The sequence below is a fragment of the Sphingopyxis sp. 113P3 genome (assembly GCF_001278035.1).
Taxonomy (GTDB): domain Bacteria; phylum Pseudomonadota; class Alphaproteobacteria; order Sphingomonadales; family Sphingomonadaceae; genus Sphingopyxis.
The window spans coordinates 2691379-2710151 of the sequence record NZ_CP009452.1; the positions used below are offsets into that span (position 1 = coordinate 2691379).

At 63.4% G+C, this 18773-nt stretch carries 19 protein-coding genes; 13 read left to right on the forward strand and 6 right to left on the reverse strand.

Features of this window, described 5'->3' with window-relative positions:
• Positions 1-28: 28 nt before the first annotated feature.
• Positions 29-798 (reverse strand): IS5 family transposase gene (locus LH20_RS22970; protein ID WP_144423492.1). Its coding sequence is split into 2 segments (ribosomal slippage): positions 29-483 and positions 483-798, totalling 771 coding nucleotides; the frame shifts between segments, so codons are not numbered across the junction.
• A 350-nt stretch (positions 799-1148) separates the two neighbouring features.
• On the opposite strand from LH20_RS22970, the gene LH20_RS13155 reads away from it, so the two are divergent.
• The 4 genes from LH20_RS13155 to LH20_RS13170 all read left to right on the forward strand — a co-directional run bounded on the left by LH20_RS13155 (position 1149) and on the right by LH20_RS13170 (position 4470).
• The gene (locus tag LH20_RS13155; RefSeq protein WP_053554593.1) at positions 1149-1670 is read left to right on the forward strand and encodes a hypothetical protein; all 522 of its coding nucleotides are present in this window, start codon (positions 1149-1151) and stop codon (positions 1668-1670) included.
• 208 nt (positions 1671-1878) lie between these two features.
• A complete protein-coding gene (locus LH20_RS13160; RefSeq protein WP_235526975.1) occupies positions 1879-2388 on the forward strand; it encodes a hypothetical protein in 510 nt (169 codons plus the stop codon).
• Positions 2389-2556: 168 nt separating this feature from the next.
• Positions 2557-3036, forward strand: coding sequence for a PilZ domain-containing protein (locus LH20_RS13165; protein ID WP_053554594.1), 480 nt, complete (start codon positions 2557-2559; stop codon positions 3034-3036).
• Between the two features lie 84 nt (positions 3037-3120).
• Complete coding sequence (locus tag LH20_RS13170) at positions 3121-4470, forward strand: IS1380 family transposase (protein WP_053552723.1); 1350 nt, start codon at positions 3121-3123, stop codon at positions 4468-4470.
• A gap of 365 nt (positions 4471-4835) precedes the next feature.
• Here the strand turns inward: LH20_RS13170 and LH20_RS13175 are convergent, their stop codons facing one another.
• Both LH20_RS13175 and LH20_RS13180 read right to left on the reverse strand, forming a co-directional pair.
• Complete coding sequence (locus LH20_RS13175) at positions 4836-5306, reverse strand: DUF3237 domain-containing protein (RefSeq protein ID WP_053554595.1); 471 nt, start codon at positions 5304-5306, stop codon at positions 4836-4838.
• A gap of 56 nt (positions 5307-5362) precedes the next feature.
• Positions 5363-7546, reverse strand: coding sequence for a TonB-dependent receptor (locus LH20_RS13180; RefSeq protein WP_053554596.1), 2184 nt, complete (start codon positions 7544-7546; stop codon positions 5363-5365).
• A gap of 144 nt (positions 7547-7690) precedes the next feature.
• Here LH20_RS13180 and LH20_RS13185 point away from each other — a divergent pair, with 144 nt between their 5' ends.
• The 4 genes from LH20_RS13185 to LH20_RS13200 all read left to right on the forward strand — a co-directional run bounded on the left by LH20_RS13185 (position 7691) and on the right by LH20_RS13200 (position 11785).
• Positions 7691-9064: an MFS transporter gene (locus LH20_RS13185; protein ID WP_053554597.1), complete on the forward strand. Its 1374-nt coding sequence runs from the start codon at positions 7691-7693 to the stop codon at positions 9062-9064.
• Between the two features lie 92 nt (positions 9065-9156).
• Positions 9157-9495 carry a putative quinol monooxygenase gene (locus tag LH20_RS13190; RefSeq protein ID WP_083455594.1) on the forward strand — a complete coding sequence of 113 codons (339 nt, stop codon included), beginning with the start codon at positions 9157-9159 and terminating at the stop codon, positions 9493-9495.
• A gap of 136 nt (positions 9496-9631) precedes the next feature.
• On the forward strand, positions 9632-10306 hold the full coding sequence (locus LH20_RS24415; protein WP_083455409.1) for a GntR family transcriptional regulator: 675 nt from the start codon (positions 9632-9634) through the stop codon (positions 10304-10306).
• Positions 10307-10435: 129 nt separating this feature from the next.
• The gene (locus LH20_RS13200) at positions 10436-11785 is read left to right on the forward strand and encodes an IS1380 family transposase (RefSeq protein ID WP_053552723.1); all 1350 of its coding nucleotides are present in this window, start codon (positions 10436-10438) and stop codon (positions 11783-11785) included.
• A gap of 243 nt (positions 11786-12028) precedes the next feature.
• On the opposite strand, the gene ctrA is transcribed toward LH20_RS13200, so the two are convergent.
• Together ctrA and LH20_RS13210 are read right to left on the reverse strand one after the other, a co-directional pair.
• The gene (gene ctrA, locus LH20_RS13205; protein ID WP_053554599.1) at positions 12029-12736 is read right to left on the reverse strand and encodes a response regulator transcription factor CtrA; all 708 of its coding nucleotides are present in this window, start codon (positions 12734-12736) and stop codon (positions 12029-12031) included.
• Positions 12737-12923: 187 nt separating this feature from the next.
• A complete protein-coding gene (locus tag LH20_RS13210; RefSeq protein ID WP_053554600.1) occupies positions 12924-13874 on the reverse strand; it encodes a LysR family transcriptional regulator in 951 nt (316 codons plus the stop codon).
• A 136-nt stretch (positions 13875-14010) separates the two neighbouring features.
• Between LH20_RS13210 and LH20_RS13215 the strand changes: the two genes are divergently transcribed.
• The 5 genes from LH20_RS13215 (at position 14011) to LH20_RS13235 (ending at position 17743) form a co-directional block, all read left to right on the forward strand.
• Complete coding sequence (locus LH20_RS13215; protein WP_053556280.1) at positions 14011-14706, forward strand: pirin family protein; 696 nt, start codon at positions 14011-14013, stop codon at positions 14704-14706.
• A gap of 90 nt (positions 14707-14796) precedes the next feature.
• A complete protein-coding gene (locus LH20_RS13220; protein WP_053554601.1) occupies positions 14797-15393 on the forward strand; it encodes an FMN-dependent NADH-azoreductase in 597 nt (198 codons plus the stop codon).
• 71 nt (positions 15394-15464) lie between these two features.
• Positions 15465-16067 (forward strand): NAD(P)H:quinone oxidoreductase, encoded by a 603-nt coding sequence (wrbA, locus tag LH20_RS13225; RefSeq protein ID WP_053556281.1) that lies wholly within the window; start codon positions 15465-15467, stop codon positions 16065-16067.
• Between the two features lie 8 nt (positions 16068-16075).
• Positions 16076-16882 (forward strand): DODA-type extradiol aromatic ring-opening family dioxygenase, encoded by an 807-nt coding sequence (locus tag LH20_RS13230; RefSeq protein ID WP_053554602.1) that lies wholly within the window; start codon positions 16076-16078, stop codon positions 16880-16882.
• A gap of 165 nt (positions 16883-17047) precedes the next feature.
• Positions 17048-17743, forward strand: coding sequence for an RluA family pseudouridine synthase (locus LH20_RS13235; protein WP_053554603.1), 696 nt, complete (start codon positions 17048-17050; stop codon positions 17741-17743).
• Positions 17744-17832: 89 nt separating this feature from the next.
• Here the strand turns inward: LH20_RS13235 and LH20_RS13240 are convergent, their stop codons facing one another.
• Complete coding sequence (locus tag LH20_RS13240; protein WP_053554604.1) at positions 17833-18498, reverse strand: hypothetical protein; 666 nt, start codon at positions 18496-18498, stop codon at positions 17833-17835.
• Positions 18499-18773: the final 275 nt, after the last annotated feature.

The following is an 18773-nucleotide window of genomic DNA, read 5'->3' on the forward strand; positions in this document are numbered from 1 at the left end:
CCGATCCGAATAATCTGCCAAAGTAGTGCTAGGCCGTGGACTCATAAGCGTTGATCCAGAGGCGTGCTGAGAAGAGCTTGATGGCGGCGAGGAAGTTGTCGGCTCGCTTGTCGTATCGGGTGGCCAAGCCTCTGGCGTGTTTGAGTTTTCCGAAGAAGCGTTCGATCAGGTTGCGATATCGGTAGAGGAAGGTGCTGAACACAAAGCCCTGCCTGCGATTGCGCTTGGCGGGAATGTTGGCGAAGCCGCCTTGTGCTGTGATCCGCGCGCGGATGGCGTCGCTGTCATAGGCCTTGTCGGCGAGGAAGGTGCTGCCTTCCGGCACGGCGCCGAGCAGCGGATCAGCTTGTTTGCAATCGCTCGCCTGTCCTTCGGACAAGTGCAGCTGGATCGGCAGGCCTCGTCCATCAACCAGTGCGTGGATCTTGGTCGTCAAACCGCCGCGGGAACGTCCCATGCAGCGATTTGGGTCCCCCTTTTTAAGGTCGCACCGTGCTGGTGGACCCGGATGGAGGAACTGTCGATCATCACCAACTCGCCGTCGAAGGCATGGGAAACTGCCGTCAGCAGCCGATCCCACACACCGGCTTTGCGCCAGCGCACGAAGCGATTGTAGCAGGTGGTGTGTGGACCATAGCGTTCCGGAATATCCGCCCAGGGGCTGCCTGTGCGGAACCGCCACAATATCCCGTTGATCACCCGGCGATCATCCACACGTGGCACGCCCCGCGGCTTGTTCGGAAGCAGCGGCTCGATCACAGACCATTCGAAATCTGTCAGCTCAAAACGGCGACGCATCTCCAAGACTCCTTTCCCGAGCCTTGAATCAATCACTGCCGCCTCGCGCAACTCAGTTTATGAGTTTACCGCCTAGCGCTTCGAGAGAAAGAGGGCACGCCGCCACGCCGTCCTTATACAACCGTCTTCAACCTGACCAAGCAGATGCGAAAGGCTCATTTTGCTTACAAGGGCTCCGACGCCAGTTGAGCTTGCCATTTTGACGGCGACTATGGTGGCGTTCGTTAATCTTCTCAGCAAGATGGAGCAGGCTCTTTTGTCACGGTTCAGCCGCGCGAAAGCTAGCGGCGGCTATGGGCGTCGCCATTGCGGGCCGGAGTGTCCGTCGCCCGCCATGGAGTCCTCCGAAGATGCGCAGATTGACCGGCTTCGCCACCGCCGCCGCGGTCCTCGTCACCACCATCGGGCTCAGCGCCGCGCCCGCCGAAGCGCGCGGCCGCCACGGCGGCTGGGGTCACCGCCATCATGACCGGATCGATGCCGGCGACGTGATCGGCGGTCTGTTCGTGATCGGTGCGATCGCTGCGATCGCAAGCGCTGCGAGCAAGCCGAAGCGCGACCGCGATCACCGGTATGAACCACCCTATCGCGATGACCCGCGCGAAGATGCCGATTACGAGCGGCGTGACGTGCGCCCTTATGAGGACGGCGCCTATGGGTCGGGCGAAGCCGAAGCGCGCGCGAGCGATGCCTGCAGCTGGGCAGCCGAAGGCGAACTCGGCGAGGGCGCGCGCGTCGAAAGCATCACCGACGTGCGTCCCGGCCCCCGCGGCCTTTCTGTCACCGGCACGGTTTCGGAGGCAGACGGTCCGGTGCGCAGCTTTACCTGCAGCTATCGAGGCGGCCGCGTGATCGATGTCAGCTTCGGCTGACCCCTTGCGTCCGCTGTCTGATCGAAGCTCCCCGCAGGACGGGCCTCGTTCCGGCTGGCCCGTTGACACACGGGCGAAGATGAACGCCAGCCAACGACGGCTGAACCTCAGATAAGCAAGGGGTTCAGCGCCCCGTCACCCCCGCGCTGGTAATTCATCTTCAACAGGCTGCGAGTTCGCGCTGCCTGACGGTGAAGGAGACCGAACCATGGCTGAGATGATCAAAACGTCTTTGACCAAGGCCGCAATTGGTGTGGCCACCGCCGGCGCCTTGATGAGCGCCACACCTGCAATGGCGCGCGACCGTTATGACCGCGACGGCATCAGCGCAGGCGAGATCATCGCCGGAGCCGTGGTGCTCGGCGGGCTCGCGGCGATCCTGTCCTCGGACAATGATCGCAATGATTATCGCGCCCGCTACAACGATCCGCGCTACGGCTATGGCTATGATTATGGCCGCTATGGCAACAGCCGCACCGCGGTTGACCAGTGCGTCCGCGCAGCCCAGCGCAGCGCAAGCCGCTATGGCCGCGCCGACGTCACCCAGGTGACGAGCGTTGACCGCAAGCGCGACGGATACAAGATAAAGGGCCGCATCGTGGTCCGCGACGGTTACGGCGGACGCTGGGGCCGCGGAGGCTACTACGACAAGGGCAAGTTCAGCTGCGACATCCGTTACGGCCGCATCCATGATCTGAAGCTTTCGGGTCTGCGCTAAGCTGCCAGGAGGTGCAAGGGAGCCCGCCTGCCGATCGGCAGGCGGGCTCTTTGCGTGCGAGGTGTCCGCGAATGATGACCGAATATTTACCTTCCTTGTTTATACCGGTCCTTGGGACAATAATCGCCATCCGGACGTGGGGGACCGGACGGCAGCTATGGGTTGCGCATGTCTGATATCGAGACCGGATCCGATTCCGCAGGAGCGGACGACAAGCGCCAGCCGCGCCAGTCGCGCCTGGTGAAGGCTGCGCTCGCCTGTTCGCGCTTCGGACAATTTGACGTCACGATCCGCAACGTGTCGCAGACGGGGATTGGCGGCAAGGCGCCGCACACCCTCAATCTTGGCGAACGGGTAACGCTGTTCCTCCCCGGGCACGATCCGATGATGGGCACCGTCCGCTGGGTCGTCGACCACCGGTTCGGGCTCGAAACCGATGCCGAGATCTTTCCCGGCCGGCTCCGCGCTGCGCATTCCGATACGCTGGTGGCCGCGGACAGCCATGCCGACTTCCAGATCATGCCGCCGCCCAAGGTTTCGGCATGGCGGCCGGGTCTCACGCAACCCCAGCCGCTGCCCGGCCACTACGGCCGCAAACGCTATCCGCTCTTATGCACCAAGGGGTGTCTGAGCGGTAGGCGGGAGTAGCGTAAAGCTCTGTTCTGAAGTAAGAAATTGGGTGTCTAAGCCGTCCCTGCTCCGGGACAGAAATTGCCATAGGCTACACCCGCCATGACCGACGTTACCTCAAGCTCATTTCGATTTCCAGCGGTCCAACGCAAGAAAGTCACGGCTGCCTTCGACGGCGGTCGCATCACGTCGGACGGCGGGGTTCTGCTATTGGCGCAGGCCGAGCGCGAGATGGACATCTGCAGGCAGCTGGCCACCTGCATCGCCGATCGGCGCGATCCTTCGCGGGTGGTCCACAAGCTGGATGACATCCTGCGGGCTCGGGTTCTGGCGATTGCCTGCGGCTACGAGGACGCCGACGACCTCGACGCCCTGCGTGACGATCCCGGCTTCCGCCTGGCGCTGGGCAAGCTACCGGGTTCGGGCGCGGGCCTTGCCAGCCAACCGACGATGAGCCGCTGGGAAAACGCACCCACCACGCGCGAGCTGGCCCGCATGATGGCCGCGATGGTCGACATCTACTGCGCCAGTTATCCATCCCCGCCCGAGGCGGTGACGCTGGACATCGATGACACCTGCGATGTCGTGCACGGCTACCAGCAGTTATCGTTCTGGAACGGGCATCACGGTGAGCGCTGTTTCCTGCCGATCCACGTCTACGACACGGCAACGGGGCGGCCGGTCGCCATGCTGCTGCGCACCGGCAAGACGCCGAGCGGCGCGGAGGCCGCGGGCCATATCCGTCGCCTGGTGCGGCAGATCCAGAGGCACTGGCCCACGACCCACATCACGATCCGGGGCGACGGCCACTACGGCAGACCCGAGGTCATGAACTTCTGCGAGGCACAGGGCATCGATTATGTCTTCGGCCTGCCCACCAACGCTGTGCTGCGCGCCGATCCACAGATCGTGAAGATTGCCGATGCCTGCGCGGTCAAGCGGGCCGAGGAACAGCACGTGGTCCTGCGAAATTATGCCCAGACCCGCTACGGGGCGAAAAGCTGGAAATGCCAGCGCCGTGTCGTCGCCCGGATCGAGGCCAGCACGCTCGGCATGGATATCCGCTACGTCGTCACCTCGCTCGAGCAGGGCTCGGCCGAGCACATCTACGACACACTCTACTGCGCCCGCGGCCAGGCCGAAAACCTCATCAAGTTGCACAAGGCCCAGCTCGCCAGCGATCGCACGTCATGCCGATCAGCCAACGCCAATCAGATGCGGCTGATCCTGCACACCGCCGCATTCTGGCTGATGTGGCGCATCCAGCAGGCCATCCCCAAGGCAGCCGCGCTTGCCAACGCTGAGTTCGCGACCCTGCGCCTGCGGCTCCTCAAAGTCGCCGCACGCGTCATCGAGACCGCCTCCCGCATCCGCGTCGCCTTCGCTTCCGCCTGTCCCGACGCCGCCCTGTTCCGGATCATCGCCGCCGCCCTCAGGCCCGCCCCGACATAGCCAGTGCGGCCGTGCCGCTGAACGTCCGAGCCCCTCCATCAAACCCGCAAGCCTCTCGATCCCACGCGATGAAATAGACGCAGCGGAGGCACTCGGCCTGCTCAAACGCCCGCTGCCGCCAACGATTGATCTTCCCCAAGAACAACATCGTCACGAATAAGAGCGGCTAGCACTCGTCGGGCGTCGCACTTGGTATATTCGGGCGATACATTTTTGGGATCGCTGTCGTTCTGATCGCATTTGCGCGTCCTGGGGGCGCCGGCCTTCTGTCTGAAAGGCGCGGGACGCCCCCGGGGGGCGGGCTTGGCAAACACACTCATGCCCGCCGGCGGTTACGGCGGGCGCGCGGACTTGGTCGTTGCCAACTACAGCAGCTCGAACACGTCATATCGCACCGCGCCGCCGATGCTGGCGCCAAGGCCCACGGCAACGATGTCGTTCAACCAAGCGTAGCGCTCGTCGCCGGTTTCGAACATCGGTGTCGTCCGGAAATAGACTTCGGCCTTTTCCTCGGGCGTCTGGGGTCCGCCATTGCGCGCATGCTTGTGGGCGGCGGAGAGCGGTCGCAGAATCCCGCGATAGGAAACGTAGATCAGCGCGCCGTCGTGTGTTTCCATCGTGATCCGCGCATCGAGGCGCAGGGTGTCATTGTCGTCGATCGTCGCCCAGTCGCCTCCGCTCGGCATCACCCGCCCGCGTAGCCGGTCGCCTTCGACCTCTCCGCCGGTCAGCGCTGCGATCATCCGGCGCCCGAAATGCGCCTTGCCTACCATTTGTTGAGGTTCTGTGAAGGTCGCGCGATACGAACAGAGAAAGCGGAAACGAGGCTCTTCCATCGATTGTTCTTTCGAAAGGGGTGCGATGGCGCGGCGGCGAACCGCCGCGCCACGGGTCAGATCTTGAACGCGATTGTCGCGCCATAGGTGCGCGGGGGCGCGTAGGGTGTCAGGATCTGGCGAAATGCGCCGAAATAGGTGATATAAGTCGGCGTCAGTTCATTGGTCAGATTTTTGCCCCAGAAGGACAGTTCCCAGCGATCTTCCGGCCCCGACAGCGAAAGCCTTGCGTCGAGATTCTCGTGACTCGGCCAAAGCTGTTGCGGGATATTCGACGCCTCGAAAAAGGCGTCATCCACCCAGCTGTAATCAACCCGGAGCTTTGCCGACAGGTCGCCGAAAGGTACTTCATACTGGCCGCCGATATTGAATTTATTCTTCGGCGAGCGCGGCAACTGGTTGCCGGTGTAATTCTGTCCCGGGATCGTATATTCGGTGAACTTCGCATCGAGCCAAGCATAGCTGCCGTCGAGCTTGAAGCCGTCGAAGGGCCGGACCACGGCCTCGACTTCGATCCCCTTGATCCGCGCCTTGGCCGCATTGCTGACGACGACACAGCACAGGGGAATGAGCTGCGAGATCTGCAGGTCCGAATAGTTGGTCCGGAATGCTGCGATGTTGAGCCGCAGACGGCGGTCGAACCAGTCGCTCTTTGCGCCTATTTCATAGCTCCACGCGAATTCGGGATCATAGGGGGTCGAGGCGCCTGCCGCAGTCCCCGAGAGCCCCTGGAACCCGCCGCTCTTGTAACCGCGCGCGACCGAGCCATAGAGAAGCACGTCGTCGGTCGCCTTCCAATTGAGCGCGAAGCGGGGGGTGAAGGCCTTCCAGCTCTTCTTGCCCGTGACGTCATAGCCTTCAAGCGATCCCAGTGGCGGCGGCAGGCCCGGCCCATCGTCGGCCTTGTAGCCCGCGAAGCGGCCGCTTTTGCGTTCCCACGTCATGCGCGCGCCGACCGTTGCGATCAGCGAAGGGACAATCTCGTAATCGAGCTGACCGAAAACGGCGACGCTGCGCGCATTGACCGACTGCGGATAGATACCGGTGCCCGATCCTGCCGGGGTTGGGAAATCCTGAATCTGACCTTCGACGCGATCATTGTTTTCCTTGAGATAATAGACGCCCGTCTGTCCCTTCAGCTTGCCGTCGAATGCGTCGAAGCTCAGCCGCAGTTCCTGGCTGAACTGGCTGTTATCTTCCTGCCCGAAGCTGGTCGATTCGATCTGGTTGGGCGGATTGATCGGGTTGCTGAAGAAGGGGGTAACGAAATTGAACTTCACCTTGCGGAGAGCGGTGAGCGAGGTCAGCGTGCCGATGGGCAGGTCCAGATTGGCCTCGGCCGAATAGGTCTGTATCGTCCGTTTGACCTCGCCGTCGATATAGGCGTTCACAACGCGCGGATTGGGGTTGATCCCGACGCAGTGAATGCCGCCGTTGAAGCTCGTATCGCAATTATTGTGGCGCGGATTGCCCTTCTGGTCCTGATGAGAGACGTCAGCGCGCAAGATGAGGTCGAGGGTCTCGGTGGGGACGAAGCGCAGGGCGACACGGCCTGTCGTCAGGTTGAGGTCGTTGACGTCGTTGCCCGTCGTCTCGTTATATTCGAAGCCGTTGCGCTGCTTGTGCGAGAGTCCGGCCGCCAGATAGACTTTGTCAGTGAGGGCCATATTGCCGCGCGCGGTTACGCCGAAGCGATTATAATTGCCGTAGGTGCCCTCGAAATAGAAGCTTTCCTCGTCGGTCGGCTTACGGCTGATGAACTGGACGAGGCCGCCGATGGCGTTCTTCCCGAACAATGTCCCTTGCGGTCCGCGCAGCACCTCGACCCGTTCGAGATCGAGCGAGTCGAGGTCGGGGGTGCCGCCGCGGCCCGCATACACGCCGTCGATGAACACGACGACCGACGGGTCACCGCCGGCATTCTGACTGATGCCCGGCGGACTGCCGATGCCGCGCATCGCGAAGTTGGTGTTGACCGGATCGACCGCACTGACCGCGAGGCCCGGAGTGCGGATGGCGATATCCTGCACCGTTTCGATGCTGTTGTCGCGGAGCTGTTCGGCGCCGAAGGCGGTGACCGACACCGGCACGTCCTGCAGTCGCTGCTCCTGGCGCTGGGCGGTCACGATGATGTCGCCGCTGGTATCCGCGACGTCCTGCGCCGCTGCGATTTCGGGCGCGATGGCTATCGCCACTCCCGACAAAAGCAGGGCACACCGCTTGCTTCCGATTTTCGCCATTTCTCTTCTCCCAGCACGTTTGTTCTTTTGCATCCCGATCACGCTTGACTCGGTTACAAATTTACTTAGTTTTCTAAGTAACTAATTATATATAACAGGCTGACTTGCTGCGCAAGAGCGAGCGATGAGCGGGAGATGGGAGCTATGACGACGGGCACCGAAGCGGCAGAATCCCATCGATGGCCGCGCCCTGCCTATGGGTGGTACGTCGTTGCCGTCCTGCTGATCGCCTATACCCTATCGTTCGTTGACCGGATGATCCTGAGCCTGCTCGTCGCGCCGATTCGAACCGCGCTCGACATCTCGGATACCGAGGTCAGCCTTCTAATCGGGCTTGCATTCGCGCTCTTCTATACATTGCTCGGGCTTCCCATTGCGTGGATCGCCGACCGCTGGAATCGGCGGAATTTAATCCTCGTCGGGGTGGCTTTGTGGTGCTTGATGACGGCCGGATGCGGCTTTGCGGGAAGCTATGCCACGCTATTCCTCGCGCGCATGGGGGTGGGAGTCGGCGAAGCGGCCTTATCGCCCGCGGCCTATTCGATGCTCAGCGACGTCTTCCCCCGCGACCGGCTGGCGCGTGCGATGGCGATCTATTCGATCGGCGTCCCGCTCGGTTCGGGGATCGCGATGATTCTTGGTTCATTTGTCGTCCAGGCGGTGCTCGCAGCGCCGGTGGTGAAACTGCCACTGATCGGCCCAGTCGAGGCGTGGCGCACAATCTTCCTCTGGGTCGCGGCGCCGGGCCTACTGGTCTGTTTGCTGCTTCTCACCATTCGCGAACCCGTGCGTCGGGGAAGCGTCAAGGCCGTGGCGACGGGAGACGGGGCTGCACCGGGCTTCCTTGCGCACCTAAAGGCGCAACGTGTCGTGCTGGGTGCGCTGTTCGCGGGCATGTCGCTAATCGGATTGGTGATGTATGGCGTGATCGCCTGGGTGCCGACCTTCTTCGCGCGCACCTATGGCATGGACGTGTCGACGGCGGGCTTGTGGTTCGGGATCATCATGGCAACCGGCGGCGCGGCGGGGCTCGTGGCGGGTGGGTCGCTCGCTGACCGGATGTTCGGGCAGGGTGTCGCCGACGCGCACCTCCGCGTGATGCGGCTGTCGATCCTGCTCGGCGGTCCGCCGCTCCTCGCTGCGGCGCTGATGCCGGGGCCTGTGCCCGCCTTCGTTCTGCTCGCTGTCGCCTTTCCGATGCTGACCATGCACGGGGTCGGCACGGTCGCGCTTCAGCTGATCACCCCCAATGAATATCGCGCCCGCGTGACTGCGCTCTATTTCTTCATCGTCAATCTGGTCGGGCTTGGCTTCGGGCCGATGCTGATGGCGCTGACCACCGACCATTTGTTCGGTTACGATGGCGCGCTGCGTTATTCGATTGCTCTGGTGACGGGCGTCGCGCTGCCGCTGGCGGCAATCATTCTGACCATGGGCTTCAAGGCCTATGCGGGCGCCCTCACGAAGAGCGCAGATATCGATTCAATGTGCGGCGCGGCGTGCGAAGCAAATGGTTAGGGGCGCCGACGCGCTCGGCCTGCTCTTCACGGGCCCGCACGCGACAGGGTCACGGTGCACGTTTCTGAAGAACAACATGGATGGAGAATGTCATGATAGGAATTATCGCCGAGTTGAAAGCAAAGCCGGGCCAAGGCGACGCGCTGCTCGCAGTTATGTCTGAGGCGGCCGCGCTGGTGACCGCGCATGAGCCCGGATGCCTCTTCTATGAGGTGTGTCGATCCCGATCGGACGCCGACGTCATCAAGCTGTTTGAGATATATGCCGATCAAGCAGCGCTCGACGCGCATCGCACCACGCCCCATTTTGCGCTGATTGGCGGCAAGCTCGCTCCACTGATAGCGGCTCCGCCGCAGGTGGAAACTCTTGACGCAATCAGCGGGTCGATCACCCCGCCGAGCGAGGGGGGAACCGTTCAACGGACATGTTGACTTGTTCGTCGTGAGGACATTGGCAGGGAGACCTCCTGCGCGCGCATAGCCCTGCGCTGGCAGAAAGATTGCCGCGTGAGTTTGCATTGTATACAATCTCGTTGACAAAAACACCGGTCGGCTTTTAGCTTTGGCCATGCGCACGGCAGCCACTCCAATTGGGACCAATGAAGGACGCAAAGCCAGTCAAATCGAAATCGCCCGCTTCGTTGCGCACGGCATTTTGTCGGGTCTGGAGCTCGGGGAGATTCTTCCTGGACAGCGGCTTGTCGAAGCGGATCTTTGCCTTCGTTTTGGGGCGAGACGGCAGCCCGTTCGCATCGCTCTCCAGGAATTGGCGGGGCGGGGTGTGGTCGAGATTACGCCCAATCGGGGTGCCGCGATCGCACGTCTCGATGTTGATGAGGGTATCAAGACCCTCGAGGTCACCGAGATACTGTTCGATCTCGCGGCTCGGAGCGCAGCGCGCAATATCGCTGCGGGCGCGTCGCCGGACCCTCTTACGAAAATAGCTGAAGAATTCGAGGAAGCGCTTTCTGCAGGTGGGAATCCTGCCTTCGTTGCGGCTCGGCGCCGTTTTTTCGGGGCGATTGGCGAGGTGTCGGGAAATCCCGAGCTTGCGCGCCTGATTTCTCAGGTCCGCGTCCATGTGCTTCGGGCGCAGTTCGGGTTCGCGGCTATCTGGCGTCGTCACGCGCGCGAACTTGGTGCGATTTCCGGAGCCGTCCTTGCGGGTGATGAGCGACGGGCCGGGGAGCTCTGCAGAGCCCATATCCAAGGTGTCAGAGAACATCTCGAGCAACAACGATAGCCGCTCTTATGCACCAAGGGGTGTCTGAGCGGTAGGCGGGAGTAGCGTAAAGCTCTGTTCTGAAGTAAGAAATTGGGTGTCTAAGCCGTCCCTGCTCCGGGACAGAAATTGCCATAGGCTACACCCGCCATGACCGACGTTACCTCAAGCTCATTTCGATTCCCAGCGGTCCAACGCAAGAAAGTCACGGCTGCCTTCGACGGCGGTCGCATCACGTCGGACGGCGGGGTTCTGCTATTGGCGCAGGCCGAGCGCGAGATGGACATCTGCAGGCAGCTGGCCACCTGCATCGCCGATCGGCGCGATCCTTCGCGGGTGGTCCACAAGCTGGATGACATCCTGCGGGCTCGGGTTCTGGCGATTGCCTGCGGCTACGAGGACGCCGACGACCTCGACGCCCTGCGTGACGATCCCGGCTTCCGCCTGGCGCTGGGCAAGCTACCGGGTTCGGGCGCGGGCCTTGCCAGCCAACCGACGATGAGCCGCTGGGAAAACGCACCCACCACGCGCGAGCTGGCCCGCATGATGGCCGCGATGGTCGACATCTACTGCGCCAGTTATCCATCCCCGCCCGAGGCGGTGACGCTGGACATCGATGACACCTGCGATGTCGTGCACGGCTACCAGCAGTTATCGTTCTGGAACGGGCATCACGGTGAGCGCTGTTTCCTGCCGATCCACGTCTACGACACGGCAACGGGGCGGCCGGTCGCCATGCTGCTGCGCACCGGCAAGACGCCGAGCGGCGCGGAGGCCGCGGGCCATATCCGTCGCCTGGTGCGGCAGATCCAGAGGCACTGGCCCACGACCCACATCACGATCCGGGGCGACGGCCACTACGGCAGACCCGAGGTCATGAACTTCTGCGAGGCACAGGGCATCGATTATGTCTTCGGCCTGCCCACCAACGCTGTGCTGCGCGCCGATCCACAGATCGTGAAGATTGCCGATGCCTGCGCGGTCAAGCGGGCCGAGGAACAGCACGTGGTCCTGCGAAATTATGCCCAGACCCGCTACGGGGCGAAAAGCTGGAAATGCCAGCGCCGTGTCGTCGCCCGGATCGAGGCCAGCACGCTCGGCATGGATATCCGCTACGTCGTCACCTCGCTCGAGCAGGGCTCGGCCGAGCACATCTACGACACACTCTACTGCGCCCGCGGCCAGGCCGAAAACCTCATCAAGTTGCACAAGGCCCAGCTCGCCAGCGATCGCACGTCATGCCGATCAGCCAACGCCAATCAGATGCGGCTGATCCTGCACACCGCCGCATTCTGGCTGATGTGGCGCATCCAGCAGGCCATCCCCAAGGCAGCCGCGCTTGCCAACGCTGAGTTCGCGACCCTGCGCCTGCGGCTCCTCAAAGTCGCCGCACGCGTCATCGAGACCGCCTCCCGCATCCGGGTCGCCTTCGCTTCCGCCTGTCCCGACGCCGCCCTGTTCCGGATCATCGCCGCCGCCCTCAGGCCCGCCCCGACATAGCCAGTGCGGCCGTGCCGCTGAACGTCCGAGCCCCTCCATCAAACCCGCAAGCCTCTCGATCCCACGCGATGAAAGACGCAGCGGAGGCACTCGGCCTGCTCAAACGCCCGCTGCCGCCAACGATTGATCTTCCCCAAGAACAACATCGTCACGAATAAGAGCGGCTAAGAACGTCCCTCACGCATAAGAAAAACCGGCGCGGATCGCTCCGCACCGGCTTTGCTCGACCAGACAGAAGAGGCGTCAGGCGACGCGGCGTACTTCGTTGCCGTCGTCGTCGATGTCGCGCAGCACATAGCCGCGGCCCCAGACCGTCTCGATATAATTTTCGCCACCGCAGGCCAGCGCGAGTTTCTTGCGCAGCTTGCAGATGAAGACGTCGATGATCTTGAGTTCCGGCTCGTCCATCCCGCCATAGAGATGATTGAGGAACATTTCCTTCGTCAGCGTGGTGCCCTTGCGAAGGCTCAAAAGCTCCAGCATCTGATATTCCTTGCCGGTCAGATGCACACGCACGCCGTCGACTTCGACCGTCTTGGTGTCGAGATTGACCGCGAGCTTGCCGGTCTTGATCACGCTCTGGCTGTGGCCCTTCGAGCGGCGGACGACCGCATGGATACGCGCAACCAGCTCGTCGCGGTGGAACGGCTTGGTGACATAGTCGTCGGCGCCAAAGCCGAACGAGCGGACCTTGGAATCCATTTCGGAGATGCCCGACAGGATCAGCACGGGCGTCTGCACCTTTGCGGTGCGCAGCTTTTTCAGCACGTCATAGCCGTGCATGTCCGGCAGATTGAGGTCGAGCAATATGATGTCGTAATCATAAAGCTTGCCGAGATCGAGGCCTTCTTCGCCCAGATCCGTTGTATAGACATTGAAGCCCTCGGTGGTGAGCATTGTGTCGATCGCCTTCGCGGTCGTCGGCTCGTCCTCGATCAGCAATACACGCATTGGGCACCCCTTCGACTGTTTCCCACGAGAGCCCCGCGAACCGATCACCGGGCCATCGTAATCGTCCGCGGCGGATCGGTCCCCTGTTGCGGGACTGCCGGACCATTAACCACGAAACTAATGAAGGGAAAAGGTTAATTTTGGTTTAACCCGCAGGAATCCACGAGTCGCGACGAATTGCCAGGCCTCAGGCCCCGCGGTTTGATGCGCCTTCGTCCGCCGCGGCGCGCTCTCCCACGCGGTTGCACGAGCGCTTCAAGACATCCACCAGATAATCCGAAAGTGCACGCACGCGCGCCGGACGTAGCCGCGACGGGGGCGAGAGAAGGTGCAAATACGCCTGCGGCAGCGACCAGTCTGCCAGGATGCGCACGAGCCTTCCCGCCGCAAGCTCCTCTTCGGCAATGAAATCAGGAAGCATGGCGATCCCGCCCCCCGCGAGAAGCCACGGCACCGCAATGTCGCCATTGTTCACGAACAAGGGGCCGCTGGGCACCACGGCCGCCTCCTCCGTGCCGCGATGGAAGCGCAGCGGGGCCGCGCGCTCGCGGTGCCCATAACCCACGAGCCGGTGACGCGCGAGTTCGAGCGGGTGGCGAGGCGTCCCGTTCCTTTCAAGATAGGAAGGGCTTGCCATCACTGACGCTGCGACCGGCGCAATGGTGCGCGCGAGCAAAGCGGAATCATCAAGGCTCGCGATCCGCAGCGACAGGTCGATCCCTTCGGCGACAAGGTCATTGCGCGCATCGTTCAATATCACTTCGATCTCGACCGCTGGGTGCTGCTCGAGAAAGGCGGCGAGGGGCGGACCGAGCACCTTGATCCCAAAGCTCATCGGTGCTGCGAGGCGAATCGGGCCCGCAAGGTCGACGCGGTCGCCGCGCGCCGCCTCGGTTGCAGCGGTCGCCGCCGCCACCATCGCGCGCGCCTCATCGAGCAGTCCCGCTCCCGCGGTCGACACGGCAACGACGCGGGAGCTGCGGTGGAGCAACGTGATGCCGAGCGACGCCTCGAGCCGCGTTACCGCCTTCGAGACGCTCGCCTTCGACAATCCGAGCTGAGCCGCCGCCGCGGTAAAGCTGCCTCCGTCGGCCACGGCGACGAAACAGGCCCAGCCTTCATAATCCGGAAGCGCCATGAACACCCTCCAAATGGAAACGATAGATTTCCATCTACGCTATTTCAGAAACAATCCCAACCGCTATGTTGGTCTCAACGGAAATAGGCCGCAGCGGCAGCCGCGGTGCAAGCCGGCCAAGAGAAAGGATTGCCCGATGATCGACATTCGCAAATTCGAGACGCTGGGCCACGCGAACCACGGGTGGCTCGATGCCCGTCACCATTTTTCCTTCGCCAATTATCATGACGAAAGCCGCATGGGCTGGGGTGCGCTGCGCGTCTGGAACGACGACGCCATCGCAGCGCAGTCGGGTTTTCCCCCGCATCCGCACCGCGACATGGAAATCATCACCTATGTCCGCACCGGGGCGATCACCCATCGCGATTCGATGGGCAACAGCGGCCGCACGGCGGCGGGCGATGTCCAGGTGATGAGCGCGGGCACCGGCGTCACCCACAGCGAGTTCAACCTCGAGGATGAAGAAACCACGCTGTTCCAGATCTGGATCCTCCCAGATCAGGCGGGCGGTAATCCCGGCTGGGGCCAGCGCGATTTTCCGAAGGCCGACCGCTCGGGCCGCTTCGTGACGCTCGCAAGCGGAATCGAGGGCGATGATGCCTTGCCGATCCGCGCCAACGCCCGCGTCGCAGCGGCGACGGTGAACGCCGGCGAGAAGGTCGCCTACGACCTCGGGGCCGGCCGCCACGCCTATCTGGTCGCCGCCAAGGGCCGCATCCGCGTCAACGGCGAGGATGCAAGCCCCCGGGACGGCATTGCGATCCGCGACGTCGGCACGATCACCGTCGAAGCGCTCGACGATGCCGAGCTCGTCCTGGTCGACAGCCTCTGACACCCCCCGGGCCGCCGCCCCGCCCCTCCCTCGCGGCGGCGGCCCACCCCCTTCGCCATCCTCCCCCAAGCTGCCCACGGAGCATTTGCCATGACCCACATTCTTCGTATCGATGCGAGCGCCCGCACCCGGGGATCGACGACGCGTGCGCTCGCCGACCAGCTCGAAGCCCGCCTCGTCGAGCAGAGCTATGGCGCGTCCGTCACCCGCCGCGACCTCAGTGCGGCCCCGCCCGCGATGCTCACCGAAGCCTGGGTCGGCGCAAATTTCACCGACGAGACCGAGCGCAGCGAGGAACAAAGAAAGGTGCTGGCCGCCTCCGAAGAGCTGATCGGCGAACTCGAGCAGGCCGACACGATCGTGATTACCGCGCCTATCTACAATTTCTCCATTCCCGCCGCGCTCAAGGCATGGATCGACCAAGTGACGCGCGCTCGCCGCACCTTCCGCTACACCGAGGCGGGGCCCGAGGGGCTGCTGAAGGGCAAGCGCGCCTTTGTCGTCTTCGCCTCAGGCGGCGTTCCGCTCGGCAGTCAGGTCGATTTTGCCAGCGCCTATCTCAAACATATCCTCGGATTTATCGGCATTACCGACGTCGTTTTCATCGCGGCCGACGGCCATCAGACCGACGGCACGGCCATGGCCCGCGCGGCCACCGCGATCGACGCGCTGAAAGAGGCCGCCTGACGCCCACAGGGCCTCCCTACTCCCCTCCCTCGCGGGCAGTTTTTCTTGTTTATCCACGAAAGGACATGATCATGACAAGGATATTGGTTCTCTATTACTCAAGTTACGGGCATATCGAGCAGATGGCTGAAGCTGTCGCTCTAGGCGCGCGCGCCGCGGGCGCCGAGGTCGATATCCGCCGCGTCGCCGAAACCGCGCCCGCCGCGGTGGTCGAGGCGGCCGGCTTCAAGACCGACACCGCGCACCCGCAGCTCAGCGACCCGAACGAACTTGCCCAATATGATGCGATCGTCGTTGGCACCCCTACCCGCTACGGCCGCATGGCGAGCCAGATGGCAAGCTTCTGGGACACCGCTGGCGGCGTCTGGGCGCAGGGCAAGCTCAATGGCAAGGTCGGCGCCGCTTTCACCTCGACCGCCTCGCAGCACGGCGGGCAGGAAACGACGCTCTTCTCGGTCCTCACCAACCTTCTTCATTTCGGCATGACGATCGTCGGCCTCGACTATGGCTTTTCCGGACAGATGGGGGTCGATGAGGTCAAGGGCGGCGCCCCTTACGGCGCTACCACGATCGCCGACGGCGACGGGTCACGCCAGCCAAGCGAGACCGATCTCGGCGGCGCGCGCTATCTCGGCGAGCGCGTCGCGCGGACGGCCGCGAAGCTTGCCGCTTGAGAACAGCGATGCACCGGCTTCCCGCTCTGTTCCTTTCGCATGGGTCGCCGATGCTGTCGCTGGAGCCCAGCCCGGCGCGCGATTTTCTCGCCGGGCTGGGCGACCAGCTGCCGCGGCCGCGCGCGGTCCTGATCGTCTCGGCGCATCACGATGCCGCTTATGAGGCCGGGCGCGTCACGGTCACCGCTTCGCCCGCCCCGCCCACAATACATGATTTCGGCGGATTTCCGGACGCACTTTATGCCATGCAGTATCCAGCACCCGGCGATCCCGTACTCGCCGCGCGTATCGCAGCGCTCCTCGGCGCAAAGGGCCTCGACGTCGCACTCGACCCGGCGCGCGGTCTCGACCATGGCGCCTGGATCCCGCTTTCGCTCGTCTACCCGGACGCGGACATTCCAGTCGTCCAGCTTTCGATCGCCTCGCACGCGGCGCCCGAATGGCACTACGCGCTCGGAAAGGCACTCGCACCGCTCCGCGACGAAGGCGTTCTGATTGCAGGATCGGGCAGCATGACGCACAATCTGCGCGCCCTTTTCGCAGCGCGCCCGGCCGTCGATGCGCCCGCGCCCCCTTGGGTCACCGGCTTTGCCGATTGGGTGGCTGAGCGCCTCGCAGCGGGCGCCGTCGACGACGTTCTTCACGCGGTCGAGCGCGCACCGCACGGGAAGGACAGTCATCCCACGATGGACCATATCCTGCCCTTGTTTGTTGCGATGGGCGCGGGGGGCACCCCGCTCGAGGCCCGGCGGCTTCACGCCAGCACGACCTATGGCCTGCTCGCAATGGACGTCTACAGCTTTGGCGCTCTTTAGGACCGCGGCCTCCCCCGAACCGCAGGATCCTTCGCCGGTTCCGCCTGCACCGGCGCGTTCGGCGAGCGAGGGCCCTCGATCCAGCGCGGCGCCCATTCCCACGCCCGATGCTGCAAATCCTCTTTTGCGCTTTCGGCTACCGGGCGGGCCGCCTATAGCGCGGCGATGCTCCTTTCTGACCGCATCCTTTTCCTCGACGGCGAGGCGATCGTAATCGACAAGCCGGCAGGCCTGCCGGTCGATCCGCCGCGCGACGGCAGCCTCAGCCTCGAGAACCACCTTGATTCGCTGCGCTTCGGCTTCAAGCGCTGGCCGCTCGCGGTGCACCGGCTCGACCGCGACACCTCGGGCTGCCTGCTGCTCGCGCGCAATCCCAAAGCCCACGGGCGCTTCACCCGCGCCTTTGAAGAGCGCGCCGTCGACAAGCAATATCTCGCGATCCTCGAGGGCGTTCCTGATGGCGACGGCGGCACGATCGACTTGCCGCTTGCCAAGATCTCGTCTGCCGAGGCGGGTTGGCGGATGGTCGGCGACGCCGACGGCACGCAAAGGGGCAAGGCGGCGGTGTCGCATTGGGAAAAGCTCGCCGTGGTCGAGGGGCGCAGCCTGCTGCGCTTTCGCCCGGAGACCGGGCGCACCCACCAGCTTCGCGTTCATGCGCTCGAAGGACTCGGCTGTCCGCTCGTCGGCGATCCCGTCTACGGGCGCGGCACCTCGCGCACACGCACGCTGCTCCACGCCGAGCGGCTGGTGGTGACGCGCGAGCCCAAGCCGCCGATCATCGCCGAGGCGCCTTTCCCCGATGCGTTCGTCGCGCTCGGCTTCACCGCGCCCGAAGGAGCGGCGCCGACCCGCGGCTGACCTCCCGCGCGAGCGCAATCATCGAGACGCATCTGGAAACGGTGCGGCCGGGCAGGCAGCTGTGCGCGTGAGCGTGCCGCCCGCGCGCCCTATTGCCAATTGAGCCCCTCGGTCTTGAAGGTGAATTGCTGATTGCCTTTCTGGAAGAACTCACCTTCGATGATGAGCTTTTTTGACTTTTTGAGACTGGTCAGGAACGAGCGCTCATTGAGGATGAAGGCGACATCCGACGAGCCGTCGCTCGCGCCGGTGCAGCTGAACCGCCTGATCGGCTGATCGTCGAATTTGACCGAGACATAGCCGTCGCTAAAGGAATGGCAGAGAATCTGCCCCTTATCGACCGAGAAGATGATGCTCAAACCGTCCTTCTTCTGCTGGCGCACCGTCAGATAGCCATTCACGACGCCATAGGGGAAATCGAGGTCCACTTCATTTTCGCTGACAACGCGGGCAAACTTCGTTGTCGTGCCGCGCATTTCGTCGGTGGTTTCGCTATAATCCCAATTGGTATCAGGAGCATCGGAAGCCTCGGCCGCTTCGGCTTTCCCGCCAGCGGGTCTAGCAGCGGCAGATCGCTCCTTCTCAGACGTTCCCGCCTCGCTCACGGACGCGGGGTCCGGCTTAGGGGCGAACACCCCGATCAGGATGAAGGACGCGAACGCGGCAAGGCCGAAATGCCACCGCTTTCGGCCAAGATACGGCCTGAAGACCCCGACAATCGCGGCGAGAAACACAAACAGGAACAGAAACGACACGGAAAGCCCCCCCTCGCGAAAATAACTGCGTCGATATGCCGGCTTGGCGTAAACGGCGGCTTAATCATCGGTCACCGCCCTCGGCCCAGGGTTCCGGCAATGTCCCTGTCAGGTCTTACGCCCGGTGTGATGTTTCTCTTCCGGGTTTCGAGACTGTGTCATCCCGCGGCGAGAGCGGATGGGGTTCTAAAGCTGCTCTCCTGCTCCGCGTATCGCCGCCCAAGCCCGGTCGGGCCACAATCCATCCTGATCCAGGCGCCGGCTACCAATAAGTT

What these genes read in the sequence shown, in the direction of transcription:
- LH20_RS13180 (WP_053554596.1), bottom strand. Translation starts at nt 7,546, where the DNA reads ATGGCGAAAATCGGAAGCAAGCGGTGTGCCCTGCTTTTGTCGGGAGTG.
- LH20_RS13165 (WP_053554594.1), top strand. Translation starts at nt 2,557, where the DNA reads ATGTCTGATATCGAGACCGGATCCGATTCCGCAGGAGCGGACGACAAG.
- LH20_RS13220 (WP_053554601.1), top strand. Translation starts at nt 14,797, where the DNA reads ATGACCCACATTCTTCGTATCGATGCGAGCGCCCGCACCCGGGGATCG.
- wrbA (WP_053556281.1), top strand. Translation starts at nt 15,465, where the DNA reads ATGACAAGGATATTGGTTCTCTATTACTCAAGTTACGGGCATATCGAG.
- LH20_RS24415 (WP_083455409.1), top strand. Translation starts at nt 9,632, where the DNA reads ATGCGCACGGCAGCCACTCCAATTGGGACCAATGAAGGACGCAAAGCC.
- LH20_RS13155 (WP_053554593.1), top strand. Translation starts at nt 1,149, where the DNA reads ATGCGCAGATTGACCGGCTTCGCCACCGCCGCCGCGGTCCTCGTCACC.
- ctrA (WP_053554599.1), bottom strand. Translation starts at nt 12,736, where the DNA reads ATGCGTGTATTGCTGATCGAGGACGAGCCGACGACCGCGAAGGCGATC.
- LH20_RS13210 (WP_053554600.1), bottom strand. Translation starts at nt 13,874, where the DNA reads ATGGCGCTTCCGGATTATGAAGGCTGGGCCTGTTTCGTCGCCGTGGCC.
- LH20_RS13230 (WP_053554602.1), top strand. Translation starts at nt 16,076, where the DNA reads ATGCACCGGCTTCCCGCTCTGTTCCTTTCGCATGGGTCGCCGATGCTG.
- LH20_RS13215 (WP_053556280.1), top strand. Translation starts at nt 14,011, where the DNA reads ATGATCGACATTCGCAAATTCGAGACGCTGGGCCACGCGAACCACGGG.
- LH20_RS13170 (WP_053552723.1), top strand. Translation starts at nt 3,121, where the DNA reads ATGACCGACGTTACCTCAAGCTCATTTCGATTTCCAGCGGTCCAACGC.
- LH20_RS13235 (WP_053554603.1), top strand. Translation starts at nt 17,048, where the DNA reads ATGCTCCTTTCTGACCGCATCCTTTTCCTCGACGGCGAGGCGATCGTA.
- LH20_RS13160 (WP_235526975.1), top strand. Translation starts at nt 1,879, where the DNA reads ATGGCTGAGATGATCAAAACGTCTTTGACCAAGGCCGCAATTGGTGTG.
- LH20_RS13190 (WP_083455594.1), top strand. Translation starts at nt 9,157, where the DNA reads ATGATAGGAATTATCGCCGAGTTGAAAGCAAAGCCGGGCCAAGGCGAC.
- LH20_RS13185 (WP_053554597.1), top strand. Translation starts at nt 7,691, where the DNA reads ATGACGACGGGCACCGAAGCGGCAGAATCCCATCGATGGCCGCGCCCT.
- LH20_RS13200 (WP_053552723.1), top strand. Translation starts at nt 10,436, where the DNA reads ATGACCGACGTTACCTCAAGCTCATTTCGATTCCCAGCGGTCCAACGC.
- LH20_RS13175 (WP_053554595.1), bottom strand. Translation starts at nt 5,306, where the DNA reads ATGGAAGAGCCTCGTTTCCGCTTTCTCTGTTCGTATCGCGCGACCTTC.